Below are 26,526 nucleotides of genomic sequence, written 5' to 3'. Positions count from 1 at the left end.
CTGCATGCCTATCATTGTGAACTTAGATGTGGTGTTAGCACAGCGCAAAATGCGTCTGAACACTTTGGCGGAATTAGTCGATATCACACCACAAAATTTATCGGTGCTCAAATCAGGACGTGCGAAGGCGATACGCTTTGATACGCTGGAAAAAATTTGTCAGGTATTGCAGTGTCAGCCAGGCGATATTTTGGCCTTTGACGGCAAGGTATCCGAGGCACAGAACACAACTAACGATGTAGAAAATGCTGGGTAATTTCTGAAGTTCCAACACGGCCACTTGAACATAACCGACAAAGGAAACAAACGATGATGAATTTACAGAAAACAGCTGGCATTGCAGCACTATGTGAAGCCTTAATTTATATCACCACATTTGTACTTTACGGTACCGTACTAGCGGCGCCGAGCGGACTTGATACTGCGCAAAAATTGACATTTTTAGCGGGGAAACAAAGCTTACTTTTCTTCAGTAATCTACTTGCTTATGTCATCTTTGGCATACTGCTAGCAGTCTTAGTATTGGCACTACATGAACGATTAAAAAGTACTGCGGCCACACTCACGCAACTCGCCTCAATCTTTGGCGTTTTGTGGGCTGGTCTGGTCATCGCTAGTGGAATGCTGGCGAACATCGGTTTAGATGCAGTTCTCAAATTGAGTCTCACAGAACCAGGGCAAACGCGTGCGCTGTGGCTTAGTGTTACCACGATAACGGGCGCTTTGGGCGGCGGTAATGAAATTGTTGGGGGGCTGTGGGTTTTGCTGATTAGCTGCGCAGGACTGAAAGCTAAGGTGCTACCGACAACATTGCACTATCTTGGCATTGTTGTTGGTGTCGCAGGCATCGCAACATGCTACCCTGCTGATGGGCTCACAGAAATATTTGGTCTTAGCCAAATCATCTGGTTTAGCTATCTTGGCTTTGCATTACTGCGGCAACGCCAAGATTAATGGATTAAGCGAGTTCGAATTTCGAAACGAAAAATCAAGACTCTACGTAAGGATTGGCTAGACCCAAACCCGCCAGAATCTCGACTTCCAAAGCTTCCATTTCTTCGGCTTCTTCATCTGTTTCGTGATCATAGCCTTGTGCATGTAAGACACCGTGTACAACTAAATGTTGAGCATGTTCGAGCACGGTTTTCTTTTGTTCTTTGGCTTCTTTTTCAAGCACATCGGTGCACAAAATGATATCGGCTTGCGTGACTTCAGCATCACTATCTTCGGTGTAGGCAAAGGTCAACACATTGGTCGCGTAATCTTTGCCGCGATAATCACGATTGAGTTCTTGTCCTTCTTCAGCGTCGACGATGCGCAGCGTCAATTCTGCTGGGAAGAACAAAGCCGCTTGTATGGTTTTGCGCAATAAAGGACGGGTTAATACGTCTTTCAAGCGCTCGTCGACGTATTGAACGGATAGTGTTAATTTAGGTTTAGGACTAGTTGCCATGATTATTTACATTATCTACGTCGAGGTTTATTCATTGCAGTTGCGTGCTTCAGATTGACGATCTCCGCATCTTGCTGGTCTTGATGTTGCGTCGCTTCTTCATAGGCATCAACAATACGACCAACCAAAGGATGTCGCACTACGTCAACACTAGTAAATTGGTTAAAGGCGATACCGCGTACATTGCGTAAAACTTGGCACGCATCGACTAAACCACTCTTTTGATGGCGCTGTAAATCAATCTGCGTCACGTCGCCAGTAATCACGGCCTTGCTACCAAAACCGATGCGCGTTAAGAACATCTTCATTTGCTCAGGCGTGGTGTTTTGCGCCTCATCCAAAATAATGAAAGAATGATTTAAAGTGCGGCCACGCATGTAAGCCAAAGGGGCGATTTCGATCACCTGTTTTTCAAACATTTTTTGGGTGCGATCAAATCCTAACAAATCGTATAACGCATCATACAAAGGGCGTAAATAAGGATCGACTTTTTGCGCTAAATCACCAGGCAAGAAACCTAAGCGCTCACCGGCTTCCACTGCTGGACGCGTCAATACGATACGCTTTACCGCATCACGCTCTAAGGCATCGACGGCACAAGCGACTGCTAAGTATGTCTTACCAGTTCCCGCTGGACCTATACCGAAACTAATATCATGTTCGAGGATAGATTTGATATAGGTATTTTGATGTGGCGTGCGACCGCGTAAATCACTGCGGCGAGTTTTGAGGATGGGACTTTCTATAGCTTCTTCAACCTCGACCGGTGCGATTTCTTTGACTTTACTTTTTGCTGAAGTCACCGTCTTCGTCGTCGCTTTTGTAGTACGGCGTTTTGTAGTCGATACGTCTTCGACATCTGCTTCCGGTTCAAACGCAGTCTCTGCCGTTTTTTTCAAACTGCTCGCTGCCCGTTGCTCAACCAAGGCTAACTGAACTTCATCAATAGTGATGATTTTCTTCGCTTGCGCATAAAATTTTTCGAGTAACTCCAGACCTTTTTCCGCATTGTTTCCGCTGACGATAAATTTCTCACCACGGCGAAAAATACTCAGATCCAAAGCCGCAGAAATTTGTCGCAGGTTTTCATCCAAAGGGCCGCACAAATGCGCAAGCCGCAAATTATCCAACGGCTGCGGAACAAAATATAAAACTGGAACTGGCGTTTTCGTTTTCAAAATTTTTTATTTCCTAAAATAAATCTAGGTCGAAATTAAAACCCCTCAACGCAGAGACGCCGAGGCACAGAGGAACGCAGAGAAAACCATAAGATCGTAGGGCGGGTGCAACCCACCCTACTTTTATACCTAAGCAAAATTAGTCGACCAACTCACCGCGTAAAGAATAATTATAAGACTCCGTAACGCGTGTGTTCACCAAAGTACCGATCAACTCTTTACCGCCTGGGAAATTCACTACGCGATTATTCTCGGTACGACCTTGCAACTCATTTGGGTCTTTGACCGATGGGCCTTCAACTAAAATACGCTGTATCGTACCTATCATCGCATTGCTATATTTTTTGGTATTCGCATCAATCACTGACTGCAAAAACTGCAGGCGTTTGAGCTTTAACGGTGCAGGTGTAGTGTCTTCCAAACTCGCCGCTGGTGTACCGGGACGAGCGCTAAAGATAAAGCTGAAGCTATTATCAAATTCCACATCGTTAATCAACTTCATCAGCGCATCAAAATCTTCATCCGTTTCACCTGGGAAGCCGACAATAAAATCGGAGGAAATATGTATATTCGGGCGCACTGCACGCAATTTCCGGATTACCGATTTGTATTCTAATGAAGTGTATCCACGCTTCATCGCCGCCAGAATACGGTCTGAGCCATGTTGCGCCGGCAAATACACGTGATCAACTATCTTAGGAATTTTTGCATAGGCATCAATCAAACGCTGATTAAATTCTTTAGGATGACTAGTCACAAAACGAATACGTTCTATTTGCGGGAATTCTGCAATGAATTCAAGAAGCAACGCGAAGTCAGCGATCTCGCCATCTTCCATGACGCCGCGATAAGCGTTGACGTTTTGACCTAGCAAACTAATTTCTTTAATGCCTTGCTCCGCCAAGCCAGCCACTTCGACCAAGACGTCGTTGAAAGGACGTGAAACTTCTTCACCACGCGTGTAAGGCACTACGCAATAACTGCAATACTTAGAACAGCCTTCCATGATGGAAACAAAAGCGGTGGAGCCTTCAACTTTAGCAGGAGGCAAATGGTCAAATTTTTCAATTTCAGGAAAACTGATGTCGACTTGTGAGCGACCTGTATCACGGCGATCTTTTATCAATTGCGGCAAGCGATGCAAAGTTTGCGGACCGAAGACCACATCCACATAAGGCGCGCGACGAACAATCGCTTCGCCTTCTTGCGAAGCGACACAGCCACCAACGCCGATCAATAAATCTGGTTTCGTTTTCTTCAGTTCACGCAGGCGGCCAAGATCCGAAAACACTTTCTCCGAAGCCTTCTCACGCACACTACAGGTGTTGAGCAAGATCACATCGGCATCTTCCGGATTATCGGTTTTGATCATGCCATCGGTTGCCGCCAGCACGTCTTGCATTTTGTCCGAGTCATACTCGTTCATTTGGCAACCAAAGGTTTTGATGAATACTTTCTTCTGCATGGAACTAGATTCTTCCTACTATTAAATAAAACACATTACAAAAATCTGTCTTGCGAAAATAGGTTCGCAAGTCCTTACTTAATTCTTTTTGGGTAGTGGCTGTCGAGCTTCTTCCGCAGTTAGAATCCAAATCCTGACGATCTCGCCGATCTCATTTTCCACATAGTTAATCACGATATTTCGCACATCAACACTTGCAATAGTTGAAATGGAATTGTCTTCATTAAAGATGCGCAGAGCCGGTGAATCGACTCTCAACTTTCCGTCAATCACGAGTTGAGCCAGTGCTGTCGTAGTTAATTTGCCACGCTTAATGTCCTCAGGGAATTTGCGTTCAATTTGCATCGCATTGACACTCAATATCGACATAAAAACTGTCAAGATCCAAGACATCATAAGGAGTCGTAATATTTTACTATTTAGCATGGCAAGCTCACGATTAAATATTCTTAAAAATCAATCAGTTACAAAATCAACTCACTAGCAATGAGTGCTACAGTTTAACACACGCTAGTGTTTTCTTCGTTTTTTACAAAGACGCAAACTATGCACCGATTTTCTAGGCGATGCGTTTAGGAAAAATCTGGGATAATGCTGGAAAATGATTTTGGAAATCCAATGTTCACCCCAACCAACACAGCACTTCCCCCAGATTTTGATAGCCGCCACTTTCGCCATGCTCTATCGCAATTCGCCACCGGCATTACGGTCATCACGACACGACTAGAAGATGGAACCTTGCTTGGATTGACCGCTAGCTCTTTCAACTCAGTCTCGCTGGACCCACCTTTGGTGCTTTGGAGCTTAGGTGATCGTGCTCAGAGTTTGTCGGTTTTTACTGGTAATTCACATTATGTGGTCAATGTTTTAGCCGCAGATCAACGACATCTGGCAGAACAATTTGCCAGTCGCACCGAAAACCGTTTTCAAGGTGTCGAATATACTTTGTCACGCACCGGACTCCCCATACTCAAAGGTGCTTCCGCCTGGTTTGAATGCTTCAATCGCAGCCGCTATCCTGAGGGTGACCATGTGATTTTCGTAGGCGAAGTTGAACAATGTGCTGCACTTGATCAAGCGCCTTTAGTATTTCACCAAGGTCAATTCTTGACTAGCAAAGCCTTATGACCCAACTCGATATCGTCGGCTACATCGCGGCCTTCCTCACGACCAGCGCATTTATCCCGCAAGCATGGCTAACCTGGCGCCGCAAACGCGCTGAGGGCGTTTCTCTTGGTATGTATTGCATCATGGTGACCGGCACGGTTGGCTGGTTAATCTATGGCTTAATGCTTGGAGCCTGGCCCATTATTGTGGCCAACGTGATTTCACTATCACTTTCGGCATTCATTTTAGTGATGAAGTTGGTCTACAAGTGAAAGCGGTTCAGCTTCAGTCCGTCTGACGTGCGTTTAACATGCGCTTAGGCAGTTAACAAGCGTTCTAAAATACCCTGAGAATCAAATGCTGCGCGGCGAAGACGATCTGCCACGCCTTGCCACTCACGCTCCATTGGTAATGCTTCAACCAGAATAATGTCAGCGCCAACATGATCGAGCTCACGCAGATCCGCATAAAGATCATGGGCATAGGAAACCGGATCTGGATTCAATTGACGCCATCCCTGCAATTGCGCATTGCTTGTATGTGGCTGGTACGCCATCACGGCGACGCGCTTTTCCGCTGCAAGCAATTGCGTAATCGTCGGCTCTAATTCTTCAACTGCGACCATCGCAACCGGTGTACTCGGCGCATAATGCGCTTCCAATGTTCCAGACGCGCGCGGCGCAGCTTGATCTGGCGCATTCACAGTCATATCCAACACTTGTTCCAATTGTGTCGCAGTAATATGACCGGGGCGCAATAACACTGGGCCATGTGTCCCTAAACGACTCATATCCACAATCGTCGATTCTATACCGACATCACTTTGTCCACCATCGAGCACTGAGGCAATCATGCCGCTTGCTACTTCTTCGGGAAATTCTTCTAAGACGTGCTCGGCTTTTGTCGGACTAACATGACCAAACTTATTTGCAGATGGCGCGGCAACGCCACCCTTACCGTCTTTAAATACGCGCAATAAAGCTTGTGCAACGGGATGCGAAGGACAACGGATACCAATAGAATCCTGACCACCAGAGACCGCATCTGGAATATGATCGGCGCGCTTCAAAATCAAAGTCAAAGGTCCGGGCCAAAAAGCGTCGATCAGTATTTGTGCTGGTGCTGGAATCTCTTTGACCCAATACGAAATATCCGCTTCGGGAGCAACATGCACAATCACCGGATGATTCGATGGCCGACCTTTGGCTTTATAAATATTCGCGACTGCATCGACATTCTCCGCATCGGCACCAAGGCCGTACACAGTTTCTGTAGGAAAGCCGACTAATGCGCCCTGTTCTAAGGCGCGCGCAGCGGCAAGAATTTGTTCAGAAGAATTCAATCTCAACCTCGGTCGCGATCAAACTTCAATGCCGAGGATGGCACAAGCTTGGCGCATCTCGTCCTGCGCTTGTTCTAATGTTGGCGCTATAAAAGTGATGTGTCCCATTTTGCGGGCACGACGCGCTTCCGACTTGCCGTATAAATGCAAATGCGCTGATGGTAAGGCTAAGACTTTATCCCAAGCAGGTTGACGTTCAGTATTTTGTTCAACATCGTCAAACCAAATATCACCAAGAATATTCAACATTACGCAAGGTGAATGCTGACGCACATCGCCTAAAGGCAAACGTGCCATCGCTCTGACTTGCTGAGCGAATTGACTGGTCACGCAAGCATCAATTGTGTAGTGACCGCTATTGTGTGGCCGCGGTGCCATTTCATTGACGACAACGGAGCCGTCTTCCAAGACAAAAAATTCGATACAGAGCACGCCAACGTAATCGATATCCGCGATCAATTTCAATGCCGCGTTTTGGGTTTTCAATGCAGCTTGCTCAGAGACGTGCGGACTTGGCACTGTTGTCGTAAACAAGATGCCATCACGATGAACGTTTTCTGCAATCGGATACACGACAGCTTGACCATCTGCACCACGTGCTACCAATACAGAAATCTCATAGGCGAGCGGCAGCATTTTTTCAAGCACACAGACCACACCCTTGAGATTGTCAAATGCCGTGCGTAATTCTTCCATCGACTTCACACGCACTTGACCTTTGCCGTCATAGCCCATGCGCGCAGTTTTCAAAATACCCGGAAACAAATCGGCACTGACTTTTTCCAGATCATCCGCTGTACGCAGAATCGCGTGCGGTGCTGGCAAAATGTCGGTTTGTGGTGCGCAACGCGTGAAGAAAGCTTTCTCTTCGATGCGATCTTGGGCGATGGAGACGCAAGCGGCGCTTGGTGCGACAAAACCGGTTTCCGCCAGCTTAGCCAGACTTGCTGCGGGGACGTTTTCAAACTCGGTCGTGAACGAAGTACAGGCTGCTGCTAATTGCTGCAAACCCGACGCATCATCATAAGCAGCTTGAATATGCCCATCGGCAGCATGTGCAGCTGGGCTGCCTGCTTCAGGTTCCAACACCATCACTTTAAAACCCAGAGCCTGTGCTTCATGCACAAACATACGTCCTAATTGTCCACCACCAACCATGCCTAACATGCTGGTTTTGTTGTTGGGGAATTGTGGATTGGTATTGATAGTAGAAGTGGACATCGTTGGTTTTTCCATGCTGGTGCGATACAAATTAAATGCGATTTGAAACGTCGTTTGATGCTGGTACAAAACTAAAAATCTAGAGCGCTTGTTACTCAATGTCATTCCCGCGGGGGGAGGGAATCCAGCAGCGTAAAAGCCTAAAGACACTGGATCCCTGCCTGCGCAGGGATGACGCCTGAATGGCCTGCACTTAAAAATAACAATACTGCGATCTATGTGCTTCTACGGCGAAAAAAATTTACTGCTTCGCCAAAGCTGTCGTATTACAAAGGTAAATGCATATCCCGCGCAACTTGCGTTTGCTTCACGCGGAAGGCTTCTAACTTGGCGGCCATTGCATCATCGGTCGTCGCCAACATCGCAATCGCTGCCAACGCTGCATTACCCGCGCCCGCTTCACCAATTGCAAAGGTATTGACTGGGACGCCTTTCGGCATTTGTACGATAGACAGTAAGGAGTCTTCACCACGCAAATACTTAGACGGCACAGGCACACCAAATACAGGCACGATGGTCTTCGCTGCAATCATGCCTGGTAGATGTGCTGCACCGCCTGCTCCCGCGATAATGCCGCGTATGCCGCGACTACGTGCTGTTTCAGCATAAGTGAACATTTCATCTGGCATACGATGTGCAGACACGACCTGCGCTTCGAAAGGAATGCCGAATTCTTTCAGCATATTCACTGCATGTTGCATCACATCCCAATCGGATGAAGAGCCCATCACAACACCGATGATCGGCGCTGCATTTAATGTTGCGTCGCTCATATTACGCCTTCAAACTTTCACCCGTTAAGCGTTCCAACGCCTCACGGTATTTCGCTGCCGTCTTTTGCACGACTTCATCCGGCAAAGTTGGCGCAGGTGCCGTTTTATTCCATGTCGTAATCGTTTCTAAATAATCGCGTACGAATTGCTTATCAAACGATGGTGGCGAAATCCCTGTCGCATAAGAGTCTGCTGGCCAGAAACGGGAAGAATCTGCTGTCAACACTTCATCCATCAAATGCAATACGCCATTGTCATCGAGACCGAATTCAAACTTCGTATCGGCGATGATGATGCCGCGTGTTGCTGCGTAGTTTGCCGCTTCGGTGTACAGCTGAATACTGATGTCGCGCATCTTGGCCGCGAGTTCTGCGCCGATACGATTTTCCATGTCAGCAAAGCTGATGTTCTCGTCATGCTCACCCATTTCAGCTTTTGCCGCTGGTGTGAAAATCGGCGCATCTAATTTAGCAGCTTGTGGCAAACCCGCTGGCAATTGGATGCCGCAGATCGCGCCTGTGTCTTGATAATCTTTCCAACCTGAACCGATAATGTAGCCACGAACTACCGCTTCAACCATAATCGGTTTCAAGCGCTTGGCAACGACTGCGCGACCACGCACTTGTTCTGCTTCGTCAGCCGCTACGACAGATACTGGATCAATGCCGGTCAAATGATTTGGCACCACATGACCGAGTTTTTCAAACCAGAAGTTGGCCATTTGATTGAGCACACGACCTTTATCAGGAATGGCTTCATTCATGATCACGTCAAATGCGGACAAGCGGTCACTTGTCACGATCAACAGTTTATCTTCGCCAACGGCATAGTTATCACGGACTTTGCCACGACCTAACAGTGGTAGCGAATGTAAAGTGGAGTTTATTTGCGTAGTCATAATGTGGTCTCAAAAAAAATGCTGAAGGGAGATTCATCAGTTCTTCATCAATACGTTATCCGCATCAATAAACAAGCTTTGAATCTCCCTGCGGGGCGCACCACGCGCCCGGGTTACTTCGATCTAAAAAGTGATCGGCTCAGATTAGTTAACAACCTGTGCTAATGCACCTGATTTATATTGCTCTGCAACTTTTTCCAAAGTCAAAGGCTTGATCTTTGCCGCTTGACCTTCGCAACCGAATGCCAAGAAACGTGCTTTACAAACCAATTTCGCTGCTTCGCGCGCTGGTTTCAAATAATCACGTGGATCAAACTTGCTTGGATTTTCAAACATGTAACGACGAATCGCTGCGGTCATTGCCAAACGAATGTCCGTATCGATGTTAATTTTACGGACGCCGTTTTGAATACCAATGACGATTTCTTCAACTGGCACGCCATAGGTCTCTTTCATGTCACCACCAAATTGACGAATTTCTTCGAGCAATTCTTGTGGAACAGAAGAAGAACCGTGCATCACCAAATGCGTATTCGGAATACGTGCGTGGATTTCTTTGATACGGTCAATCGCCAAAATATCACCAGTAGGCTTACGGGAGAATTTGTATGCGCCGTGGGAAGTACCGATAGCAATCGCCAAAGCGTCGCACTGAGTTTGTTTGACGAAATCAGCTGCTTGTGCAACGTCAGTCAACAACTGTTCACGTGTCATCTTACCATCCGCACCGTGACCATCTTCTTTGTCGCCCATCATGGTTTCCAAAGAACCCAATACGCCCAATTCCGCCTCAACCGTTACACCGATAGAGTGGGAAAACTTCACCACTTCTTTGGACACTGCAACGTTGTATTCATAGCTCGCGACAGACTTACCGTCTTCCATCAAGGAACCGTCCATCATCACGGATGTGAAACCAGACTTAATCGCAGCCATACAAACTGCAGGAGATTGGCCGTGATCTTGATGCATCACCACTGGGATATGCGGATAGGCTTCGACCGCAGCAGAAATCAAATGGCGCAAGAAAGCTTCACCGGCGTACTTACGCGCACCAGCAGAGGCTTGCATAATCACCGGCGCGCCGACTTCATTGGCGGCTTCCATGATCGCTGTAACTTGTTCCAAATTATTGACATTAAACGCTGGAATGCCATAGCCGTTTTCAGCTGCATGGTCCAACAATTGACGCATAGATACGAGAGACATAGTTTTTACTCCAAATAAAAAAATCTTCCTTTGAGACACTGATTAAGCTACTGCGCGGGCAGATTTTGAATCTGCGATGCTCACCGTACTGAAGTACGGTTGCGCTTCTTAATTCAAACTTTGCCCGCTCGCTACGCTTACTCAGCGCCTCAACAAGCTTGTGGCTTTTCTGAGTTCATCGATTTGAATCGTGTTCAAATTGCATACATTTTTATGAAGCCTCTAGAAATTCAATTTTAGGGATGCTGTGCTAGGCGCAAAACGCAGCAATACACAAGTATTGCGAGGCTTTGCAACGACGCAATGCGCCCTACAATTGGATTTATAGCGACTTCATTCGCCGATCTTTACTATTCGCATGGCATTGGTGCCACCCACTTTACCCATTTGCTCGCCCCAAGTTGCCACGATCAAATCACCTTTTTTGACCGCGCCTTTATCAAGCAAGACATCTTCCGCTTCTTTCAACACCAAATCGCGGTCTGGGTTGTACGGCAACTTAAAAGTCTGCACATTGCGGTACAAAGCGGCTTTACGCATCGTCGCGACACTTGGTGTCAACGCAAACAAAGGCACGTCAATACTTTGGCGGCTCATCCACAATGCGGTCGAACCTGATTCAGTCAAGGCTGCGATTGCTTGCACGCGCAAATGGTGCGCTGTGAACAAAGCACCGTACGCAATCGATTGATCGATACGCGTGAATTGCAAATTCAAAAAGTCGGCATCCAATTTGCACTCTTGGAACTTCTCAGCTTCCAAGCAAATCGCTGCCATGGTTTCTACCGTTTCAATCGGATATTTGCCGGAGGCTGTTTCTGCTGACAACATCACTGCATCTGTACCATCCAACACCGCGTTCGCAACGTCGGAGACTTCGGCACGGGTTGGCACAGCGTTTACAATCATGGATTCCATCATTTGAGTCGCTGTAATTGCCAATTTATTCGATGCACGCGCCATTTTGATCATGCGTTTTTGCAAAGCAGGAACCGCGGCATTGCCGACTTCAACCGCCAAGTCACCACGCGCGACCATGATGCCATCAGAAGCATCGAGAATTTCTTGCAACGCTGGAATCGCTTCCGCACGTTCAATCTTCGCGATCATCATCGGTTTATGGTTATACGGTTCACCAGCTATGTTCGCCAGTTGGCGTGCCATTTCCATATCAGTGGCATTTTTTGGGAAAGAAATCGCCAGATAATCGGCTTGGAAAGACATCGCTGTTTTGATGTCTTCCATATCTTTAGCAGTCAATGCTGGTGCAGTTAAACCGCCGCCTTGACGATTAATACCCTTGTTATTCGATAACTCACCACCGATTTTCACTGTGGTATGAATTTCATTTCCAATGACTTTATCAACGATCAACACAATTAGACCGTCATTCAATAACAAGACGTCCTTTGGTTTCACATCGCGCGGCAAGGCTTTGTAATCTAGGCCAACGCGCTCTTGATTACCCAAGGTGCAATCCGCATCGAGAATAAATTTATCGCCATTTTCGATTTGAATCTTGCTGTTTTCAAACTTGCCAATACGGATTTTCGGACCTTGCATGTCCGCCATAATCGCGATTTCTATGCCACAGACTTCCGCTGCTTTGCGTACCAGTGCAGCGCGATCAATATGGTCCTGTGCTTTGCCGTGTGAGAAGTTCAGACGAACTACATTCACACCAGCCTTTAACATACTCACTAAGGTATCTAGATCATTGGATGCCGGGCCTACTGTCGCTACAATTTTGGTTCCGCGTAACATTGAATCTCCTGATGGATAATTTTTACAAGGTCGGGCTTAAACTTAAAATCTTATTTTTTCGCCACAGAGGCGCAGAGTACGCAGAGAAATTCAACAATAAAACTCTGCGCTCTCTGCGCCTCTGCGGCTAATATTTTTCCGCGGTTTTCTGCACAGATTACTGCGCTGCTCTTTGCAACAGAATTTCTACCGCTGGCAAAGTTTTACCTTCCAAGAATTCGAGGAAAGCGCCGCCACCAGTCGAGATATAACCAATTTTTTCTGTGATGTTGTACTTGGCAATCGCTGCTAAAGTATCGCCACCGCCAGCAATGGAGAAACCGTTTGAATCTGCAATCGCTTCAGCCAATACTTTAGTACCATTGCCGAATTGATCGAACTCAAACACACCAACTGGCCCGTTCCAAACGATGGTGCCAGCTTGACGAATTTGCGCTGCTAAAACCTGTGCTGTTTCTGGGCCGATATCCAAAATCATGTCGTCGTCTTGTACATCTGCAACCGCTTTCACTGTCGCGACAGCTGTTGGAGAAAATTCTTTAGCACAAACGACATCTGTTGGGATAGGCACGATCGCGCCGCGCGCAGCCATCATGTCCATGATCGCTTTTGCTTCGCTTACCAGATCCGCTTCAGCCAAAGATTTACCGATCTTCAAACCCGCTGCCAACATGAAAGTATTCGCGATACCACCGCCGACGATCAATTGATCGACTTTTTCTGCGAGCGATTTTAAGATCGTCAATTTGCTAGAGACTTTTGAGCCAGCCACAATCGCCGCCAAAGGACGTGCAGGATGGCCAAGTGCTTTGCCTAAAGCATCCAGTTCAGCAGAGAGCAAAGGACCAGCACAAACGATAGGTGCATATTTCGCGATGCCATGAGTTGTTGCCTCAGCGCGATGCGCAGTACCGAAAGCATCATTCACGTAAATGTCGCACAGCTTTGCCATTTTTTGCGCGAGCGCGTCATCGTTCTTTTTCTCGCCTTTGTTCACACGGCAGTTTTCCAACAAGACGACCTGACCTGCAGCAACTTCAACGCCATCGACCCAGTTTTGTTTGAGTTCAACTGTCACGCCTAACAATTCAGACAAGCGTTTAGCAACTGGTGCCAAAGAATCTTCCGGCTTAAATTCACCTTCAGTCGGACGGCCCAAATGCGATGTGACCATCACAGCAGCGCCCGCTTTTAAAGCTTGCTGGATCGCTGGCACCGAGGCGCGGATACGTGTGTCTTCGGTGATATTGCCTGCATCATCTTGCGGAACGTTCAAATCTGCACGAATAAATACACGTTGACCTTGGAGTTTATTAGCAGCGATGAGATCGCTCAGACGATTAAATTGCATAGCAGGACCAGTTAAGATGAGAAGGAATTAAATCGAGACGACGTATCACAGGAGATTAAAAAATTGCTTCAATGAAAGCAAAACACAATTCCTATGACACTTTTTAATTAATCGAGCATTTTACCAAATCACGCGCCTGATTCACGATTTTTATCGCGAATCGTGACTTTTGAGAAAGAAAATAATGCGCCAGAGTCAATTAAAAATAGAGGCGCACCACAGTAAATATTCCCATACCGAAAATAATTGTCAGCAACATATCTTTTTTCCAGAGATAAAAGACGCCGGCAGCGATGCCCGCAATTAACTTGGGATTGTGTAAAGAAGTAACGACTTGATTATCGTTAATAAAAAAATCAGGGGCGACAATCGCTGCTAATGCGCAACTGGGCGCATAACGCAAAGCCTCCTGCACTCGCCTTGGCAAATTAATATGATGACCAATGACCCAAAAGGCACTTCGATCAATGATGGTCGCAATTGTGAGCAAGATAATCACAGCCCAGATTTCGATATCACTCATCGCCGCGCCCCTCAGCACTTGACTGCTTAGAAGACATGTCGACGTCATTGTTGGCACCCGATGGCGCAACAGGGTCAAAATGCTCCTCGACCCACATCGCTACCGCCATACCTACCAACACAGCAAGCAATAACCCTAATTTATAAGGCATCGCATGGGCAGCCACCGCGACCACGCTCGCCACCAATACACCGACAAATCCCGGACGATTACGCATCATCGGCAATAAGATACACAAAATCGCCAAAGTGCCGGCAAATCCCAAGCCCCAATGCATGGGTACCTGACTGCCAGCCAAAATACCGAGAATTGAACCGGCTTGCCAAACAAACCAGTTCGGGATGATTAAGCCTTTTAGATACAGCACTTGTTCGCACTCTTGCGCCGCACTCTTCCACATATCAGGGAAACGCTGCATAAACAATGGGACAGAGATATCGCCCGTCAGAAAGCCAAATACGACGCGCTTTGGCCAAGGCAAATGCGCAAATCGGGGAGCAATCAAGGCCGACATAATCAAAAAGCGCAAATTCACGATCAAGGCCGTCGCAAAAATCACCCAAATCGGCGCGTTCGCAACGATCAAGGGTAATGCCGCCAATTGGGCGGAGCCAGCAAAGACCAAGAGCGTCATCCCGAAAGCCTGTGGCAAACTCAATCCTGCCTTAATCATGGCAACGCCAACCACCATGCCCCAAGCGGCCATACCAAATAGCGAAGGCGCGGAAGCGTTAAAGCCTTCGCGATAGGGAGCCGAATTCCAGTCTTTTAACATATTGGGAAACGCACATGCGTTTGATTTGAAAGTGCTTGCCAGCGAGCATACGCGGCAAAACCGCTATTGTAACGCCACGACCAAATACTTGCCTAACATCAACGCAACACTATGATCCGGGAGACAATCACTCTCCGCAAACGCGAAGGAATCCGTTAAAATCATGCGCTAGAGAAAATTCACTCATTGAGGAGAAAAATATGTCAAATACGCCATCCAATGCTACCGCTGCAGTTGAATTACAAGCGAGCGACTTGCCTGCACACTGCCCTAACCCTGCGATGCCTTTGTGGTCCTCACATCCACGCGTTTATCTGGACTTGTCCCACGGTGGTTCGGCGACCTGCTCTTATTGCGGCACTGTCTATAAGCTGGCTCCAGGAACCGTACTAAAAGCACACTAAAAGCACATTAATTCCCAAAGTCCCCCCAAAAAATCATAATTCAGAGAAAATCAGATGCCCGCCAAAAAGCAACTCAACGGTAGTGCAGACGAAGTCGAAATTGCCTTCTACGATGCGATTGCGCGCGGGGATCTCGATGGCATGATGGCGCTGTGGGCGGAAGATGAGGAAATCGTCTGCGTGCATCCAAACTCGCCGCGCTTGATCGGCCATGCCGATATCCGCGCCTCGTGGGAAGCCATTTTTGAAAATGGCACCATGCAAATTCACATACGGCAATTGCATGCCATGCATAATTTGCTGACTGCCGTGCATAGTTTGATCGAAGAATTCCACTCCAAAGATCAGATCGCCCAAGACGTGCATATTATCGCTACCAATGTGTATGTCAAAACGCCACGCGGCTGGCGCATTGCCACGCACCATGCCTCGGTTGCCGCAGGTGCCGCTCCTGCCGATTTATCCAAAGGCGACGTTTTACACTAATGCATTACTCTTCCCCATGGTGGCTAGCTGGCGGTCACGCGCAAACGATTTATCCCGCAACCTTAATGCAAAAGCCGGAAGTGCCACTCAGGCGCGAACGTTGGACCACGCACGATGACGACTTTATCGACGTCGACTTTCTCGATGGCGAAGCAGGCAAACCTTTTCTGGTCTTATTTCACGGTTTAGAAGGTTCCAGCAATAGCCACTATGCTCGAGCCTTAATGCACAAACTAAAAAGTTTAGGCTGGTCGGGCGCAGTGCCGCATTTCCGTGGCTGCTCAGGCGAGCCAAATCAAGCACCGCGTTTTTATCATTCGGGTGATGCACAAGAAATCAACTGGATCATCCGCCGCCTGCATAGCGAGTTTAAAGCGGCACATCCACAAGCGAAGTTCTATGCCAGTGGCGTCTCGCTAGGCGGAAATGCGCTATTGCGTTGGCTGGGCGAATCGCAATCAAGCGCCAGCATCGTCGATGCGGCTTGCGCAGTCTCCGCACCACTGGACTTAACCAATAGCGGCGCGACCTTATCACGCGGCTTTAATCGCATTTATACGAAAAATTTTCTGCAGACTTTAAAACCCAAATGTCTGCACAAGCTCACACAGTTTCCCAAGCTCTTTGACCGGGAGCGCATGTTAAGCGCAAAGAATTTGTACGAGTTCGACAATATCGTCACCGCACCTCTGCACGGCTATCGCGATGTCGATGATTATTGGCACCGCGCCAGTGCCTGTCTGGTGCTAAGCGATATTCAGGTTCCTACATTGGTGTTGAATGCGCAAAATGACCCGTTTATGCCAGCGCAATTCTTACCCAAAGTCGCATCAACTTATGTCACACTAGACTACCCACAACACGGCGGTCATGTGGGCTTTGCGCAAGGCAGCTTCCCAGGCAAACTAGATTGGCTACCGGAAAAAATCATCACCCACCTACAAACACATGGATGACATTGTTCTAGCCGCCATGGCCAAATGGCCAAACGTACCGCATTGCTACGGCTGGCTAGCACTCGATGCACGCGGCAATTGGCGTATGCGCGATGAATGCGCACAGGCTTTGAATTTGGCGGGTGATGTGATTCGCAACTCAACGTTGCTGGGCTTTATCAATCGCAATTATCTGTGCGATGACAAGGGCAATTGGTACTTTCAAAATGGCCCGCAAAAAGTCTATATCGACTTAGCAGCAACGCCGTATATTGCGCAGATCTTGCCTGATCAAACTTGGCGTTTACATACTGAGCAAATCATGCCGACTACGACACGTGTCTGGATTTTGAACGATGGGAATATTGTGTGTCAGGCTGGTCAGTTTTTGTGTCAGCTCGACGATAGAGATATCGCTATATTTCTTGAGACGCTCTCAGAAAATCAACAGTCTTTGAGTGAAACACGCTTGCTAGAGTTTATGGAAGCATCACCTGATGCGGCTTCGGAATTCAACATCTCCGCTCGGATTAGTGATCTGGATGTTCGTTTGGAGAAAGGTGAATTGATTAGTTTGATGAGAAACGCTGGATATTGTCGACAGCCTCGGCAATCATAGGCCCAAAGGCACTTTGCACAAAGCACATCAGCCGGAGAGTGTTTGATTGATAAAGTGATGACCATTGGAATTCCAGCATGCGCAGCTTCCGACGTGAACGGAATATTAAGCTGCTTTATTCCTCAATCCTCCAAGTCGGATAAGCGAAGTGCAGTCCCTGTGCTTCCCACTTGCTAATGATCTGGTCAAACTCCTTCAAATCAATCGTTGAAGGAACATCGATAGAATAATGTGAAAATTTGAGCAAACCTTCAACGCGGCAATGTAATGATTCAATCTCTTCGATAAACTTGGAAACATCCAAACGATCAGCATTCAACATCCAAACTACAGAATGCCCAGATTTTTCAATCACTTCAAATTCGAAAATGTGGTCATTAATAGCATCAGGAACTGCAGAAAAAACATCTCCGAAAGCAAGCCCCTTAATAAAAAATGGGGTGTTTTCCATCCGATAATTTCCATCAACGCGTTCACACCAAACACCTTCTGTTCCCACAGGTGGCCAATCGTTATCGATATCAAGAGCAAACAGTACTTTTTCCATGGCAATGATTTTTTGAAGGTGCGCGTTGAGGTATCAGGATCGCCGACACGATAAAATTAATAAAGAGAAAATCGTCATTGGTGATTCCCAGACGGCTATCCTGTGACACAACAAACTACCATAGCTTCCACCAAGGACTTGCGCGTTTGAAGCGCATCAAAGGAATACTCTCTGGCTCTAACTGCGATGGGTCAATCACTCCCTCAAGTTGATAGCCAAAAAACTCAAGCAAGGCCGACTCAGCCAATTCCAAAGGGTGAAAAACAAACGGATAATCAGAGTCGTCGTCTTCTGGATCTATCGCAGGATGTTGTCCGTTCCAATAGGGTTCTTCAAAGGGCAGTTTCATACCGATGTCTTCGAGAACACCACTGTCTGGCGATAGACTCAGGGATCTTTGAAGTTTACCATCTCTCCAAATCGCATAGGCAAACCAATCGACAGTACTGTGCATCGCATGTAAATACAATGTAGTTCCAAGCGAAGGATCAAGAAATTGTGTTGGTAGTTTAGATGGATAATCGATGCCAAATTCTTTGGCGGCGATGATATTCAAGCCAGAGAAGCAGCCAATAATCAATTCATCATCAGGTGGGCACGTGTAGTAAAGATCGACATCTGAAAGTGGTTTCAGCGTTTCAGATGGAAAAAGTCTTTTTGCAAGCTCAACAGTAGTCGCTCGATCTAAGGCTGGCTTCTTTTTAAGTGTCTCGCTTATGCTTTCATTGCCATATATAAGCATCCATGTTTTCGCGCCCATCAGTGGTTCCTTAAGTTATTGAAAGCAAGGGCGAGCGAGTAGCCTCCCACGCAAATTGCACAAACGTAGCCATATCACGGACATTCCGATCGATCATCCTACTAGCCCTCTTGTTTGACGATGTGGGTAGGTATTCCATCAAGGCTGAACTGGTTTTTTTCTGCCCAATATTCCTTGATGCCCTCATCACCTTTTTTTGCGGCCCAATCACTTAACAACTCGCGATCACTTTCATAGCTAAAATAGGGGACCGCCATACCGCAGGAAGACTGAACTAAGTCGACCTCTAAATCGAAGATTTGCCGAGCGCCTGGAAGTGAGGGAAAGAGCTTATACAACTCGTGCCAATCTGCGCTGCCTTTGTGTATGACTTTGGCTGTGCCGTAAAGACGCAGGATGAGCGGCGCGCCTTCAAATCCACAAAACATAATAGTCATTCGTGGGTTGGATTGGATATGTGCCGCCGTTTCATTGCCGCTGCCTGTCACGTTGAGCCACACGACACGTTTGCTGTCGACGACTCGGAAAGAGTCCATACCTTTAGGAGAGATATTGACCCGGCTATCAGCGGTGGCAGTGCCGACAAAGAACAGTTTTTGCTGAGCGATGAACTCAATATGTTTTTCAGACAGTTCGGGATATTTTTGACCCATGCAAGTGCTCCGAGAAAATGGGGGGCTACAAGGAAGTTGAAGAGAGCCCCGATTTACCGCCAATCAGAAGACAAAATATGCTCATTGGTTCACACTCGAAAAATTAGGCTCATCTAAAGCTTATTATGGAAATCTCATGGCGTCAGTCAAATAGAAAAAATCATCTGTACAGCAATCCAAGAGAACCAACCTTCAATCTTTGTGAATACATTTGCCCCACGACCAGTTGATCGTACTCTTTGAATGAGACATCTAGAGTGATTTGCCTTCCATTGATATCAGTTAAAGTAACCTTGTAACGCGTTGAATTGCGTCCTGAAATTTCTTTCTTTGTGACATTACCTTGAACAGCGAGTTCACTTTGACTAGGTCCAAACGCATTAATTATCAATAGATAACTCCCGCTCATTACGGTCAGAAGCGCGGCCACAGCAAGCGTTACAAAAATTCCCATTATCCTGCTCGTTTCCGAGCGATATGAGGGCATCTTAAACAAATAAATGTAAACAGAAAGGATGAAGATGGGAGCACTCAAATACTTAAGCGCAAGGATAAAAGATGCATCAAGCTCGCCCTCATAGATGAACAAGGGAATCAAGCTTATTAAAGCATTCACTAATAATAGGCGACCACCCTGCTGTCGCAAGAACCACTCAAATGATGTAGGTATTACCATTTTGTGCTTAACACTTGCGCTGATCAGAACACAACCATTGCGTTGAACGCCCAGCTTCTTGGTGTGTTTCAGTGGCAAGCAAAATGTTATAAGGAATTCGGTAACTCATACTAAAATAGGCAGCTCTCTTTTTGTTTGATTTTATCCAGCTCTGGTGGTGCAAGGTACTCTTTTTGTGCTACCTCAACAGCACCCTCCGTGAAGAAAATGTCCACAAGAGAATGAATCCACTCGTTTAGTTCGGCATCGTTATAAATGTAATCGTCGAAGCTAAATGAAACCCACTTGTGTGCCTCGTGCGCAGCGTATTGTTCAGGTGTATGTCTTGTATGGAAACAACTTCCTCACCTCTTCTTTGCAACGCTCTAGCGCTGAACTATTTTCATGCAAATATTTGTTCATGGAATTATGACTTCTAATAGATATGATGGTTGAAATCAAAGGCGAAAAAGCTATTGTCGCAAGACACTTTTTATCAATACGCTCCAAAAGCTTTTAAACATTCGCTTTCCAGCATTGCACGGTACATTTCATCACTACTAAATTACTGTGAAGTGCGTCATGCTGATATTGAATTTGACCAAACACATTAACAATTCAACCGGCACTCCCTACTTCCCCTTCTTCTCATCTTCCATCTCTTCACGACGCCTTTCTTTCCATTCACGCTCACGTGCGTCAATCACAGACAAATCGTAATACTTAACATCGGGATCAAGGCGGGCAATTTCTAATTGCGCTAAGGCTGCTGGCAATGCGCCTTCTATCGCATAGGCTTCGGCTAGAGCGATGTGTTGTAATGCTTGTTTCCCCTCCGCTGCGTAGGCCTTGGCTAATAGATGTTGCAGCTTCGCTTCGCGCCGGTATAGCGCAATTTGATCGCGTAAAAAGACTTCTGCATCCGTATAGCTTTTTGCTTCAATTAAAACTTCGGCAAATTGATGCGCGAGACCACGTGCCAAAGGCAAGTCACGCACCGCGTTTTTCGCTTTGATCACGGCCAAATCTGGACGTTTTTTACCCATCTCAATATCGATGGCGAGACTGGCAAAGGCACTGGTTTCCTTCAGCCATTTTTTTTGCGACGGCAATTGGGCAATTTGCGCCGTTAGTTCATTTAACAGTTTTTCGGCTTTCAAAAAATCATTCTTTTTATAGGCGACAAATGCTAAACCGTATTGCGCGCTTAGGCGACTTTCTTCATTGCCGTTTTTGATTTGATTCTCAAATGCTAGTGTCGCATCAATCAAACCTTGAGCTTTGCTATCTTGCAGCACGCGTATCCTTGCTTGCGTCAAATAAAAATCCAGTCCATCTGCGCGCTGGCGATAGCGTTCGCCGAATAGCCGTCCTTGAATATCGGCCATGCGCTCGCTGGTCAAAGGATGGCTGCGCAAGTAAGACATGCCGTTGTCTGTGTAGTTGCGTGACGCATGCTGCATACGTCCAAAGAAGGCTAGCATACCCGAGGTGTCATAGCCGCCTTCACGCAAAATTTGGAAGCCAACTCGATCCGCTTCACGCTCTGCATCGCGACTAAAACTGAGTTGACGTTGAATCGCTAAACCTTGCCCGCCCATCACCATGGCCATCGCCGCATCGGGACTGGATCGTGCAGCTAATGCAGCCAAAATTAAAGCGGCGATAGGAATCAAGAAGTCTTGTTTTTGATTGCCTAACATACGCGCAATGTGACGCTGCGAGACGTGCCCAATCTCATGCCCCATCACTGAGGCCAATTCAGACTCGGTCTGCGCTGCTAGAATTAAGCCTGAATGAAAGCCCAAAAATCCGCCAGGAAAGGCGAACGCATTTAAGACTGGATCTCGGACAGCAAAAAATTCAAAGTCGTAAGATGTTTCGCCGCGCGCATCGGGGCGCTTATCTAGTAAAGAATTACCCAACTTGGTCAAATATTCGGTGACTGGGCCATCCTCCAAATAATCAGGATCGTGCCGCACGCTGCTCATGATTTGCTCACCAATTTTGCGTTCCATGATGGGCGACAGATCACCGCGCGCAGTATCTCCTAAAGTCGGTAAGGATTGATTCTTCCCGCTACTCGGCGCTGGTGTTTGCGGACTGGACTTGGCACTAAACTGTGGCTGTGCCGTAGCGAGATTCAATGATGAAAATACAGTCGAACAAGTAAAGCTCGCCAGCAATGTGAGCGAGATCAACTTAAGACGAAATTGCGGGAATTCTTTTTTCACGGTGATATGATCACGAATAATGTTGCATTACCAAAGCTAAAAGTCGGATAGCACGGTCGCCATGTTCACAATGCGACATCGATCCCAACTGACAGCTTATATTAACTCACAATCGCTCACAATCGAATTGAATGTTCATTTATGACTAGCAAAACCTCTACAAGTTCGCCATCAACGACAAATGGTGGCTTAACCCACTTTGATCAAGGTGGTCAGGCACACATGGTCGATGTCGGCGACAAAAATAGCACACACCGCATCGCCGTTGCTGCCGGCAAAATACGCATGCAAGCCGCCACTTTTGAAATCATCCAAAGCGGCAATGCGAAGAAAGGTGACGTCATCGGCATCGCCAGAATTGCGGCGATCATGGCAGCGAAGCGTACCAGTGATTTGATCCCCTTATGCCATCCACTCGCACTCACCCGCGTCACGGTGGATTTTCAACTGGTACCCGAGAACCATAGCGTTGAATGTCAGGCGCAAGTCGAAACCTATGGTAAAACCGGGGTGGAGATGGAAGCCCTCACCGCCGTACAAGTTGGCTTACTCACCATCTACGATATGTGTAAAGCCGTTGACCGCGGGATGGTGATGAGCGATATCCGTGTCTTAGAAAAACATGGTGGCAAGTCGGGGGATTGGACCGCTATGATTGACTGATGTGAGCTTATCAAGTAGCTCTTTTAATGAACTCACGCCTTGGGCAACATTTGCCCTTCACGTTCATAACGACTGTGCCATGACAAAGCTTCATCCAGAATATGCGGCGTGTGCATGCCGCCGTGACCCGCGCGGGCACTCTGTTGTGCGCGTTGAAAATAGTCGAGCAAGGCTGGACGATAATCAGGATGTGCGCAGCGTTGAATAATTAATTCGGCGCGATGACGAGGCGCCAATCCACGTAAATCTGCCAAGCCTTGTTCAGTGACGACAATTTGTACATCGTGCTCGGTGTGATCAACATGGCTAACCATAGGCACAATACAAGATATCGTCCCTGCTTTGGCGGTCGATGGCGACATGAACATGGAGACGTAAGCATTGCGCGCAAAATCTCCGGAGCCGCCGATACCATTCATGATACGGGTTCCCATCACGTGTGTTGAATTCACATTGCCATAGATATCGGCCTCTAACATCGCATTCATCGAAATCACACCAAGGCGACGGATCAATTCCGGATGATTCGACATTTCTTGCGGACGTAAAATAATTTTATCGCGATAAAAATCTAGGTTATCTAAGAATTCTTGATTCGCACTAGGACTAAACGATAAGGCGGTTGCTGATGCGTTCGTCATCTTGCCGGATTTGATCATTTCCAGCATACCGTCTTGCAATACTTCAGTGAACCCCGTCAACTGATCGAAGGGCCCACGATTCAATCCCGCCAATACGGCATTCGCAATGTTGCCGACGCCAGACTGCAAAGGCAATAAAGTTGGCGGCATTCGTCCCATCTTCACTTCTTGTGTGAAGAATTCCAAGATATGTCCGGCTATGCGCTCAGAGTTTTGATCTGGCGCAGAAAATTCCGTATTGCGATCAGGCAGATCGGTCTCGACAACTGCCACCACCTTATTCAAATCTACGCGCAAATACGACTCACCAATTCGGTCTCCCGTATGTTCCATCGGTATCGGCTTACGATGGGGTGGACGTTCAGTTCCATAATAAATATCGTGCATGCCTTCTAGCGCGGCACTTTGATGTGAGTTCACTTCCAAAATCACTTTATCAGCCTGATCGAGCCAAGTCTTATTATTGCCCACCGATGAGGAAGGGATTAATCGACCATCCGGCAAAACCCCCGCGACTTCGATCACGGCGACATTCAATTTACCCAAAAAACCGAACCAAACAAATTGCGCAACGTGCGATAAATGCAAATCCACATAGTCCATTAAGCCAGCATTGATACGCGCGCGGCAGGTCGGATCTGACTGATAGGGCAAGCGCATATTGATGCCGCCCACCTTGGCTAGCGCACCATCTAGCTCTGGTGCAGTAGAAGCACCAGTCCAAACGCCGATACTGAACTTGGATGCGCCTTGATTCGCCAACTCAATGCGTTTAGCTAAAGCTTGGGGAATTAATTTTGGATATCCGGCGCCAGTAAATCCGCTCATCCCAACGTGATCGCCATTTTCAATCAACATCGCTGCGGCTTCTGCGGACATTATTTTTTGTTGTAACCCAGGATGTCTTACACGAGAACTGACGCTCATTTGGTTTTCACTTCCATCTATTAAATTCTTCAAAAACAGATCGCATCAATTTGAATGTATTGCGCTATTCAACATCACGTGCAGGCATTCCGGAAAACACTTGCGCAAAACGGGTATCCGTTTGCGCCAATACTTTCCAGTAATCGTAGTATTCGGGATATGACCAAGGGTGTAATCGTTGCAGTCGAACCATCGTTTGCAGGGCAGCATCCGGACGATGATTCAGTGCATAAATCTCTGCCTGCTTGCTTAAAATATGCACGTACCCGAAACGCAAACTAGCCTTCTCGACAAATTGTATGTCTTCAGATGACATGCCCGTGGTAGGGGAAATTCGCATCAATTTGAAATAATCGTAATACTCAGGCAAAAGGGTCCAAGCAGGCGCTTGAATTTTTGCAGCTGGAATCTGATCGTAATTTTTTTCCTGCCGAAACGCGACGAAGCCATCAACCACCCGGTGATAGTCAAACCATGCCCACGTCAATAAACTCAGGCAAATCACAGCAATCACATGGAAACTATTTAATGACAAACTGATGTTCGCCGACTGCCAGCGCAGTTGGCAAAGAGCACCCAAGCAAACACCAACTGGCAACAACACGTAGGCGTACCAAAGTGGGAACTCAACTAAACTATGCACTGCAACCGCAAACAACAGCATCACAAAAAACAGAATCTCCTGATTGCGAAGGCGCCCGCGCGCAAAGCAAGTTTTCCACAGGAACACGGAGAAAGTCAGGAAGAAAAAAACTGTGTAAGGAATTCCCAATTCAGCAGCAAAATTAAGAACTAAATTATGCGAATGTTCTGCATAGATACTGGCAGAAAAATTCGCGGCATGAGCGACTTGCTGCGCACCAAATCCAAACCATCCAACGCCCAACCAAGGATGGGAACTCGCCATGGTCCAAGCCTGTTGCAGCAACACAGTGCGTTCAGAACGTCCACCAACACGCTCACCAATCGTTCCAGCAACGAAACCCAAGTATTTCGCGATTGTTGGTAAGCTAATCAACAAAAAGACATAGATCAGCAACAGGCTACCCACGCCAACCCAAAAACTTGTGGACTTCTGAGACGGTCGATGCGACAAAACAAAAGCTGCCAGACCCGGCAAAATTATCCAGGCGATTCGTGACTGCGTTAATACCAAGCCCCATAATAAAAACACCGCCAAACACCAAGCTAGCAGACCCGAGAAACGAGTGTTCTGCAGCATCCACCACAGTGATATGAGGCCAAAACAAATCAGTAAAGCCAGCTGATTTGGTTGGGCGACATTGGCAAAAGCGCGAATTGGATTCACGCCATCATGCCCCATATACATGACCAACGGACGCCAATCCAAACCCAAAATCTGGACTTGTTGCATCGCCACAGACAATACTGCTGCGACTAAATAAACCAGCGCAAACATCCAGCATAGGGATGACGCATTCCCACTATATTTAACCCAACTGGCCCCCAAACCCATCGCGAGAATCGCAGCGAATAGCATAAAAATCGGGTAATAAATGGCGGCTACCGAACTGATATCCAGCAAACTTTGCAAACCAATCCAAGCAATTAATGACAGGACCAAAAGGCCAACGGCAGGAAAAACCAATTTCGGTTTTGCCGACAAAGAATACGGTATGAACGCAACAAATACACCCACCGTAATCACGAATTCATGATAAAAGCTCCGATAAGGATGAATGTGCCCAGCGTATAGTTGCGCGAACAATAAACATGAACCGAAAATCAGTAGAGAGAGATGAGTGGGATTTTTAAAAAACATCGTCTTATATACATACGTGGAGAGGGGTACCGCTAGTTGAATTGACAATGATCAGATTTATTTTTACAAAACACGTTTCAAAAAACTTAGAATATACCGATGTGATAGCCATCCGCTTACAGGTATGATCTTAAGCAATTTTAATTTTCAGAAGGCCTCT

Annotated in this window: 29 protein-coding genes; 9 read left to right on the top strand and 20 right to left on the bottom strand. The window is 47.0% G+C overall.

All coding sequences use genetic code 11. From position 1 onward, the window contains the following. Positions 1–4 precede the first annotated feature (4 nt). Together H8K52_RS10810 and H8K52_RS10805 are read left to right on the top strand one after the other, a co-directional pair. The gene (locus H8K52_RS10810; RefSeq protein ID WP_186922910.1) at positions 5–256 is read left to right on the top strand and encodes a helix-turn-helix domain-containing protein; all 252 of its coding nucleotides are present in this window, start codon (positions 5–7) and stop codon (positions 254–256) included. Between the two features lie 53 nt (positions 257–309). Then, the gene (locus tag H8K52_RS10805) at positions 310–954 is read left to right on the top strand and encodes a DUF4386 family protein (RefSeq protein ID WP_186922909.1); all 645 of its coding nucleotides are present in this window, start codon (positions 310–312) and stop codon (positions 952–954) included. A gap of 34 nt (positions 955–988) precedes the next feature. On the opposite strand, the gene ybeY is transcribed toward H8K52_RS10805, so the two are convergent. The 4 genes from ybeY to H8K52_RS10785 form a co-directional block, all read right to left on the bottom strand. Continuing rightward, on the bottom strand, positions 989–1,453 hold the full coding sequence (gene ybeY, locus H8K52_RS10800) for an rRNA maturation RNase YbeY (protein WP_186922908.1): 465 nt from the start codon (positions 1,451–1,453) through the stop codon (positions 989–991). Positions 1,454–1,464: 11 nt separating this feature from the next. Then, positions 1,465–2,631 carry a PhoH family protein gene (locus H8K52_RS10795; RefSeq protein ID WP_186922907.1) on the bottom strand — a complete coding sequence of 389 codons (1,167 nt, stop codon included), beginning with the start codon at positions 2,629–2,631 and terminating at the stop codon, positions 1,465–1,467. A 139-nt stretch (positions 2,632–2,770) separates the two neighbouring features. After that, complete coding sequence (gene miaB / locus H8K52_RS10790) at positions 2,771–4,096, bottom strand: tRNA (N6-isopentenyl adenosine(37)-C2)-methylthiotransferase MiaB (protein WP_186922906.1); 1,326 nt, start codon at positions 4,094–4,096, stop codon at positions 2,771–2,773. 78 nt (positions 4,097–4,174) lie between these two features. Then, on the bottom strand, positions 4,175–4,492 hold the full coding sequence (locus tag H8K52_RS10785) for a hypothetical protein (RefSeq protein ID WP_246464446.1): 318 nt from the start codon (positions 4,490–4,492) through the stop codon (positions 4,175–4,177). A 222-nt stretch (positions 4,493–4,714) separates the two neighbouring features. Here H8K52_RS10785 and H8K52_RS10780 point away from each other — a divergent pair, with 222 nt between their 5' ends. After that, positions 4,715–5,224, top strand: coding sequence for a flavin reductase family protein (locus H8K52_RS10780; protein ID WP_186922905.1), 510 nt, complete (start codon positions 4,715–4,717; stop codon positions 5,222–5,224). Then, on the top strand, positions 5,221–5,475 hold the full coding sequence (locus H8K52_RS10775; protein ID WP_186922904.1) for a SemiSWEET family sugar transporter: 255 nt from the start codon (positions 5,221–5,223) through the stop codon (positions 5,473–5,475). The genes H8K52_RS10780 and H8K52_RS10775 overlap by 4 nt, the downstream gene beginning before the upstream one ends. A gap of 44 nt (positions 5,476–5,519) precedes the next feature. On the opposite strand, the gene H8K52_RS10770 is transcribed toward H8K52_RS10775, so the two are convergent. The 9 genes from H8K52_RS10770 to H8K52_RS10730 form a co-directional block, all read right to left on the bottom strand. Next, entirely contained in the window at positions 5,520–6,551 is a 1,032-nt protein-coding gene (locus H8K52_RS10770) for an L-threonylcarbamoyladenylate synthase (RefSeq protein ID WP_186922903.1), read from the bottom strand. Between the two features lie 12 nt (positions 6,552–6,563). Continuing rightward, a complete protein-coding gene (locus H8K52_RS10765) occupies positions 6,564–7,766 on the bottom strand; it encodes a 5-(carboxyamino)imidazole ribonucleotide synthase (RefSeq protein ID WP_186922902.1) in 1,203 nt (400 codons plus the stop codon). A 266-nt stretch (positions 7,767–8,032) separates the two neighbouring features. After that, positions 8,033–8,539, bottom strand: a complete 507-nt coding sequence (purE, locus tag H8K52_RS10760; protein WP_186922901.1) for a 5-(carboxyamino)imidazole ribonucleotide mutase — start codon at positions 8,537–8,539, stop codon at positions 8,033–8,035. A 1-nt stretch (position 8,540) separates the two neighbouring features. Continuing rightward, on the bottom strand, positions 8,541–9,437 hold the full coding sequence (locus tag H8K52_RS10755; protein ID WP_186922900.1) for a phosphoribosylaminoimidazolesuccinocarboxamide synthase: 897 nt from the start codon (positions 9,435–9,437) through the stop codon (positions 8,541–8,543). A 144-nt stretch (positions 9,438–9,581) separates the two neighbouring features. Continuing rightward, positions 9,582–10,646, bottom strand: a complete 1,065-nt coding sequence (gene fba / locus H8K52_RS10750; RefSeq protein ID WP_186922899.1) for a class II fructose-bisphosphate aldolase — start codon at positions 10,644–10,646, stop codon at positions 9,582–9,584. 333 nt (positions 10,647–10,979) lie between these two features. Continuing rightward, positions 10,980–12,410, bottom strand: a complete 1,431-nt coding sequence (pyk, locus tag H8K52_RS10745) for a pyruvate kinase (RefSeq protein ID WP_186922898.1) — start codon at positions 12,408–12,410, stop codon at positions 10,980–10,982. A gap of 157 nt (positions 12,411–12,567) precedes the next feature. After that, positions 12,568–13,761, bottom strand: coding sequence for a phosphoglycerate kinase (locus tag H8K52_RS10740; RefSeq protein WP_186922897.1), 1,194 nt, complete (start codon positions 13,759–13,761; stop codon positions 12,568–12,570). Between the two features lie 199 nt (positions 13,762–13,960). Then, a complete protein-coding gene (locus tag H8K52_RS10735) occupies positions 13,961–14,284 on the bottom strand; it encodes an AzlD domain-containing protein (RefSeq protein WP_186922896.1) in 324 nt (107 codons plus the stop codon). Beyond that, the gene (locus H8K52_RS10730; protein WP_186922895.1) at positions 14,277–15,059 is read right to left on the bottom strand and encodes an AzlC family ABC transporter permease; all 783 of its coding nucleotides are present in this window, start codon (positions 15,057–15,059) and stop codon (positions 14,277–14,279) included. Before H8K52_RS10730 ends, H8K52_RS10735 begins: the two co-directional genes overlap by 8 nt. 200 nt (positions 15,060–15,259) lie before the next feature. On the opposite strand from H8K52_RS10730, the gene H8K52_RS10725 reads away from it, so the two are divergent. From H8K52_RS10725 to H8K52_RS10710, 4 genes are read left to right on the top strand one after another with little or no spacing between them, the layout of a single operon-like run. Further along, a complete protein-coding gene (locus tag H8K52_RS10725; protein WP_186922894.1) occupies positions 15,260–15,463 on the top strand; it encodes a zinc-finger domain-containing protein in 204 nt (67 codons plus the stop codon). Between the two features lie 54 nt (positions 15,464–15,517). Further along, positions 15,518–15,949, top strand: a complete 432-nt coding sequence (locus H8K52_RS10720) for a YybH family protein (protein WP_186922893.1) — start codon at positions 15,518–15,520, stop codon at positions 15,947–15,949. Continuing rightward, entirely contained in the window at positions 15,949–16,905 is a 957-nt protein-coding gene (locus tag H8K52_RS10715) for a YheT family hydrolase (protein WP_186922892.1), read from the top strand. The genes H8K52_RS10720 and H8K52_RS10715 overlap by 1 nt, the downstream gene beginning before the upstream one ends. Further along, positions 16,898–17,503, top strand: a complete 606-nt coding sequence (locus tag H8K52_RS10710; protein WP_186922891.1) for a DUF2946 family protein — start codon at positions 16,898–16,900, stop codon at positions 17,501–17,503. The genes H8K52_RS10715 and H8K52_RS10710 overlap by 8 nt, the downstream gene beginning before the upstream one ends. Positions 17,504–17,618: 115 nt before the next feature. Here the strand turns inward: H8K52_RS10710 and H8K52_RS10705 are convergent, their stop codons facing one another. The 5 genes from H8K52_RS10705 to H8K52_RS10685 all read right to left on the bottom strand — a co-directional run bounded on the left by H8K52_RS10705 (position 17,619) and on the right by H8K52_RS10685 (position 22,352). Next, positions 17,619–18,050 carry a DUF4265 domain-containing protein gene (locus H8K52_RS10705; RefSeq protein ID WP_186922890.1) on the bottom strand — a complete coding sequence of 144 codons (432 nt, stop codon included), beginning with the start codon at positions 18,048–18,050 and terminating at the stop codon, positions 17,619–17,621. A gap of 115 nt (positions 18,051–18,165) precedes the next feature. Beyond that, positions 18,166–18,810 carry a DUF6928 family protein gene (locus H8K52_RS10700; protein WP_186922889.1) on the bottom strand — a complete coding sequence of 215 codons (645 nt, stop codon included), beginning with the start codon at positions 18,808–18,810 and terminating at the stop codon, positions 18,166–18,168. Positions 18,811–18,911: 101 nt separating this feature from the next. Beyond that, on the bottom strand, positions 18,912–19,463 hold the full coding sequence (locus H8K52_RS10695; RefSeq protein ID WP_186922888.1) for a pyridoxamine 5'-phosphate oxidase family protein: 552 nt from the start codon (positions 19,461–19,463) through the stop codon (positions 18,912–18,914). Positions 19,464–19,623: 160 nt separating this feature from the next. Beyond that, a complete protein-coding gene (locus H8K52_RS10690) occupies positions 19,624–20,217 on the bottom strand; it encodes a hypothetical protein (protein ID WP_186922887.1) in 594 nt (197 codons plus the stop codon). 533 nt (positions 20,218–20,750) lie between these two features. Next, positions 20,751–22,352, bottom strand: coding sequence for a M48 family metalloprotease (locus tag H8K52_RS10685; protein ID WP_343044183.1), 1,602 nt, complete (start codon positions 22,350–22,352; stop codon positions 20,751–20,753). A 141-nt stretch (positions 22,353–22,493) separates the two neighbouring features. Between H8K52_RS10685 and moaC the strand changes: the two genes are divergently transcribed. Beyond that, positions 22,494–23,015 carry a cyclic pyranopterin monophosphate synthase MoaC gene (moaC, locus tag H8K52_RS10680; RefSeq protein WP_186922886.1) on the top strand — a complete coding sequence of 174 codons (522 nt, stop codon included), beginning with the start codon at positions 22,494–22,496 and terminating at the stop codon, positions 23,013–23,015. A gap of 32 nt (positions 23,016–23,047) precedes the next feature. Here the strand turns inward: moaC and H8K52_RS10675 are convergent, their stop codons facing one another. Next, positions 23,048–24,583, bottom strand: coding sequence for an acetyl-CoA hydrolase/transferase family protein (locus tag H8K52_RS10675; protein ID WP_186922885.1), 1,536 nt, complete (start codon positions 24,581–24,583; stop codon positions 23,048–23,050). Positions 24,584–24,647: 64 nt separating this feature from the next. Further along, a complete protein-coding gene (locus tag H8K52_RS10670; RefSeq protein ID WP_186922884.1) occupies positions 24,648–26,312 on the bottom strand; it encodes a PglL family O-oligosaccharyltransferase in 1,665 nt (554 codons plus the stop codon). Positions 26,313–26,526: the final 214 nt, after the last annotated feature.

Origin of the sequence: Affinundibacterium seohonense (genome assembly GCF_014284305.1) — a bacterium.
GTDB classification, from domain to species: domain Bacteria; phylum Pseudomonadota; class Gammaproteobacteria; order Burkholderiales; family Burkholderiaceae_D; genus Undibacterium; species Undibacterium seohonense.
The sequence above is the reverse complement of the archived record's forward strand: the minus strand, read 5'-3'. Positions and strand labels throughout refer to the sequence as shown.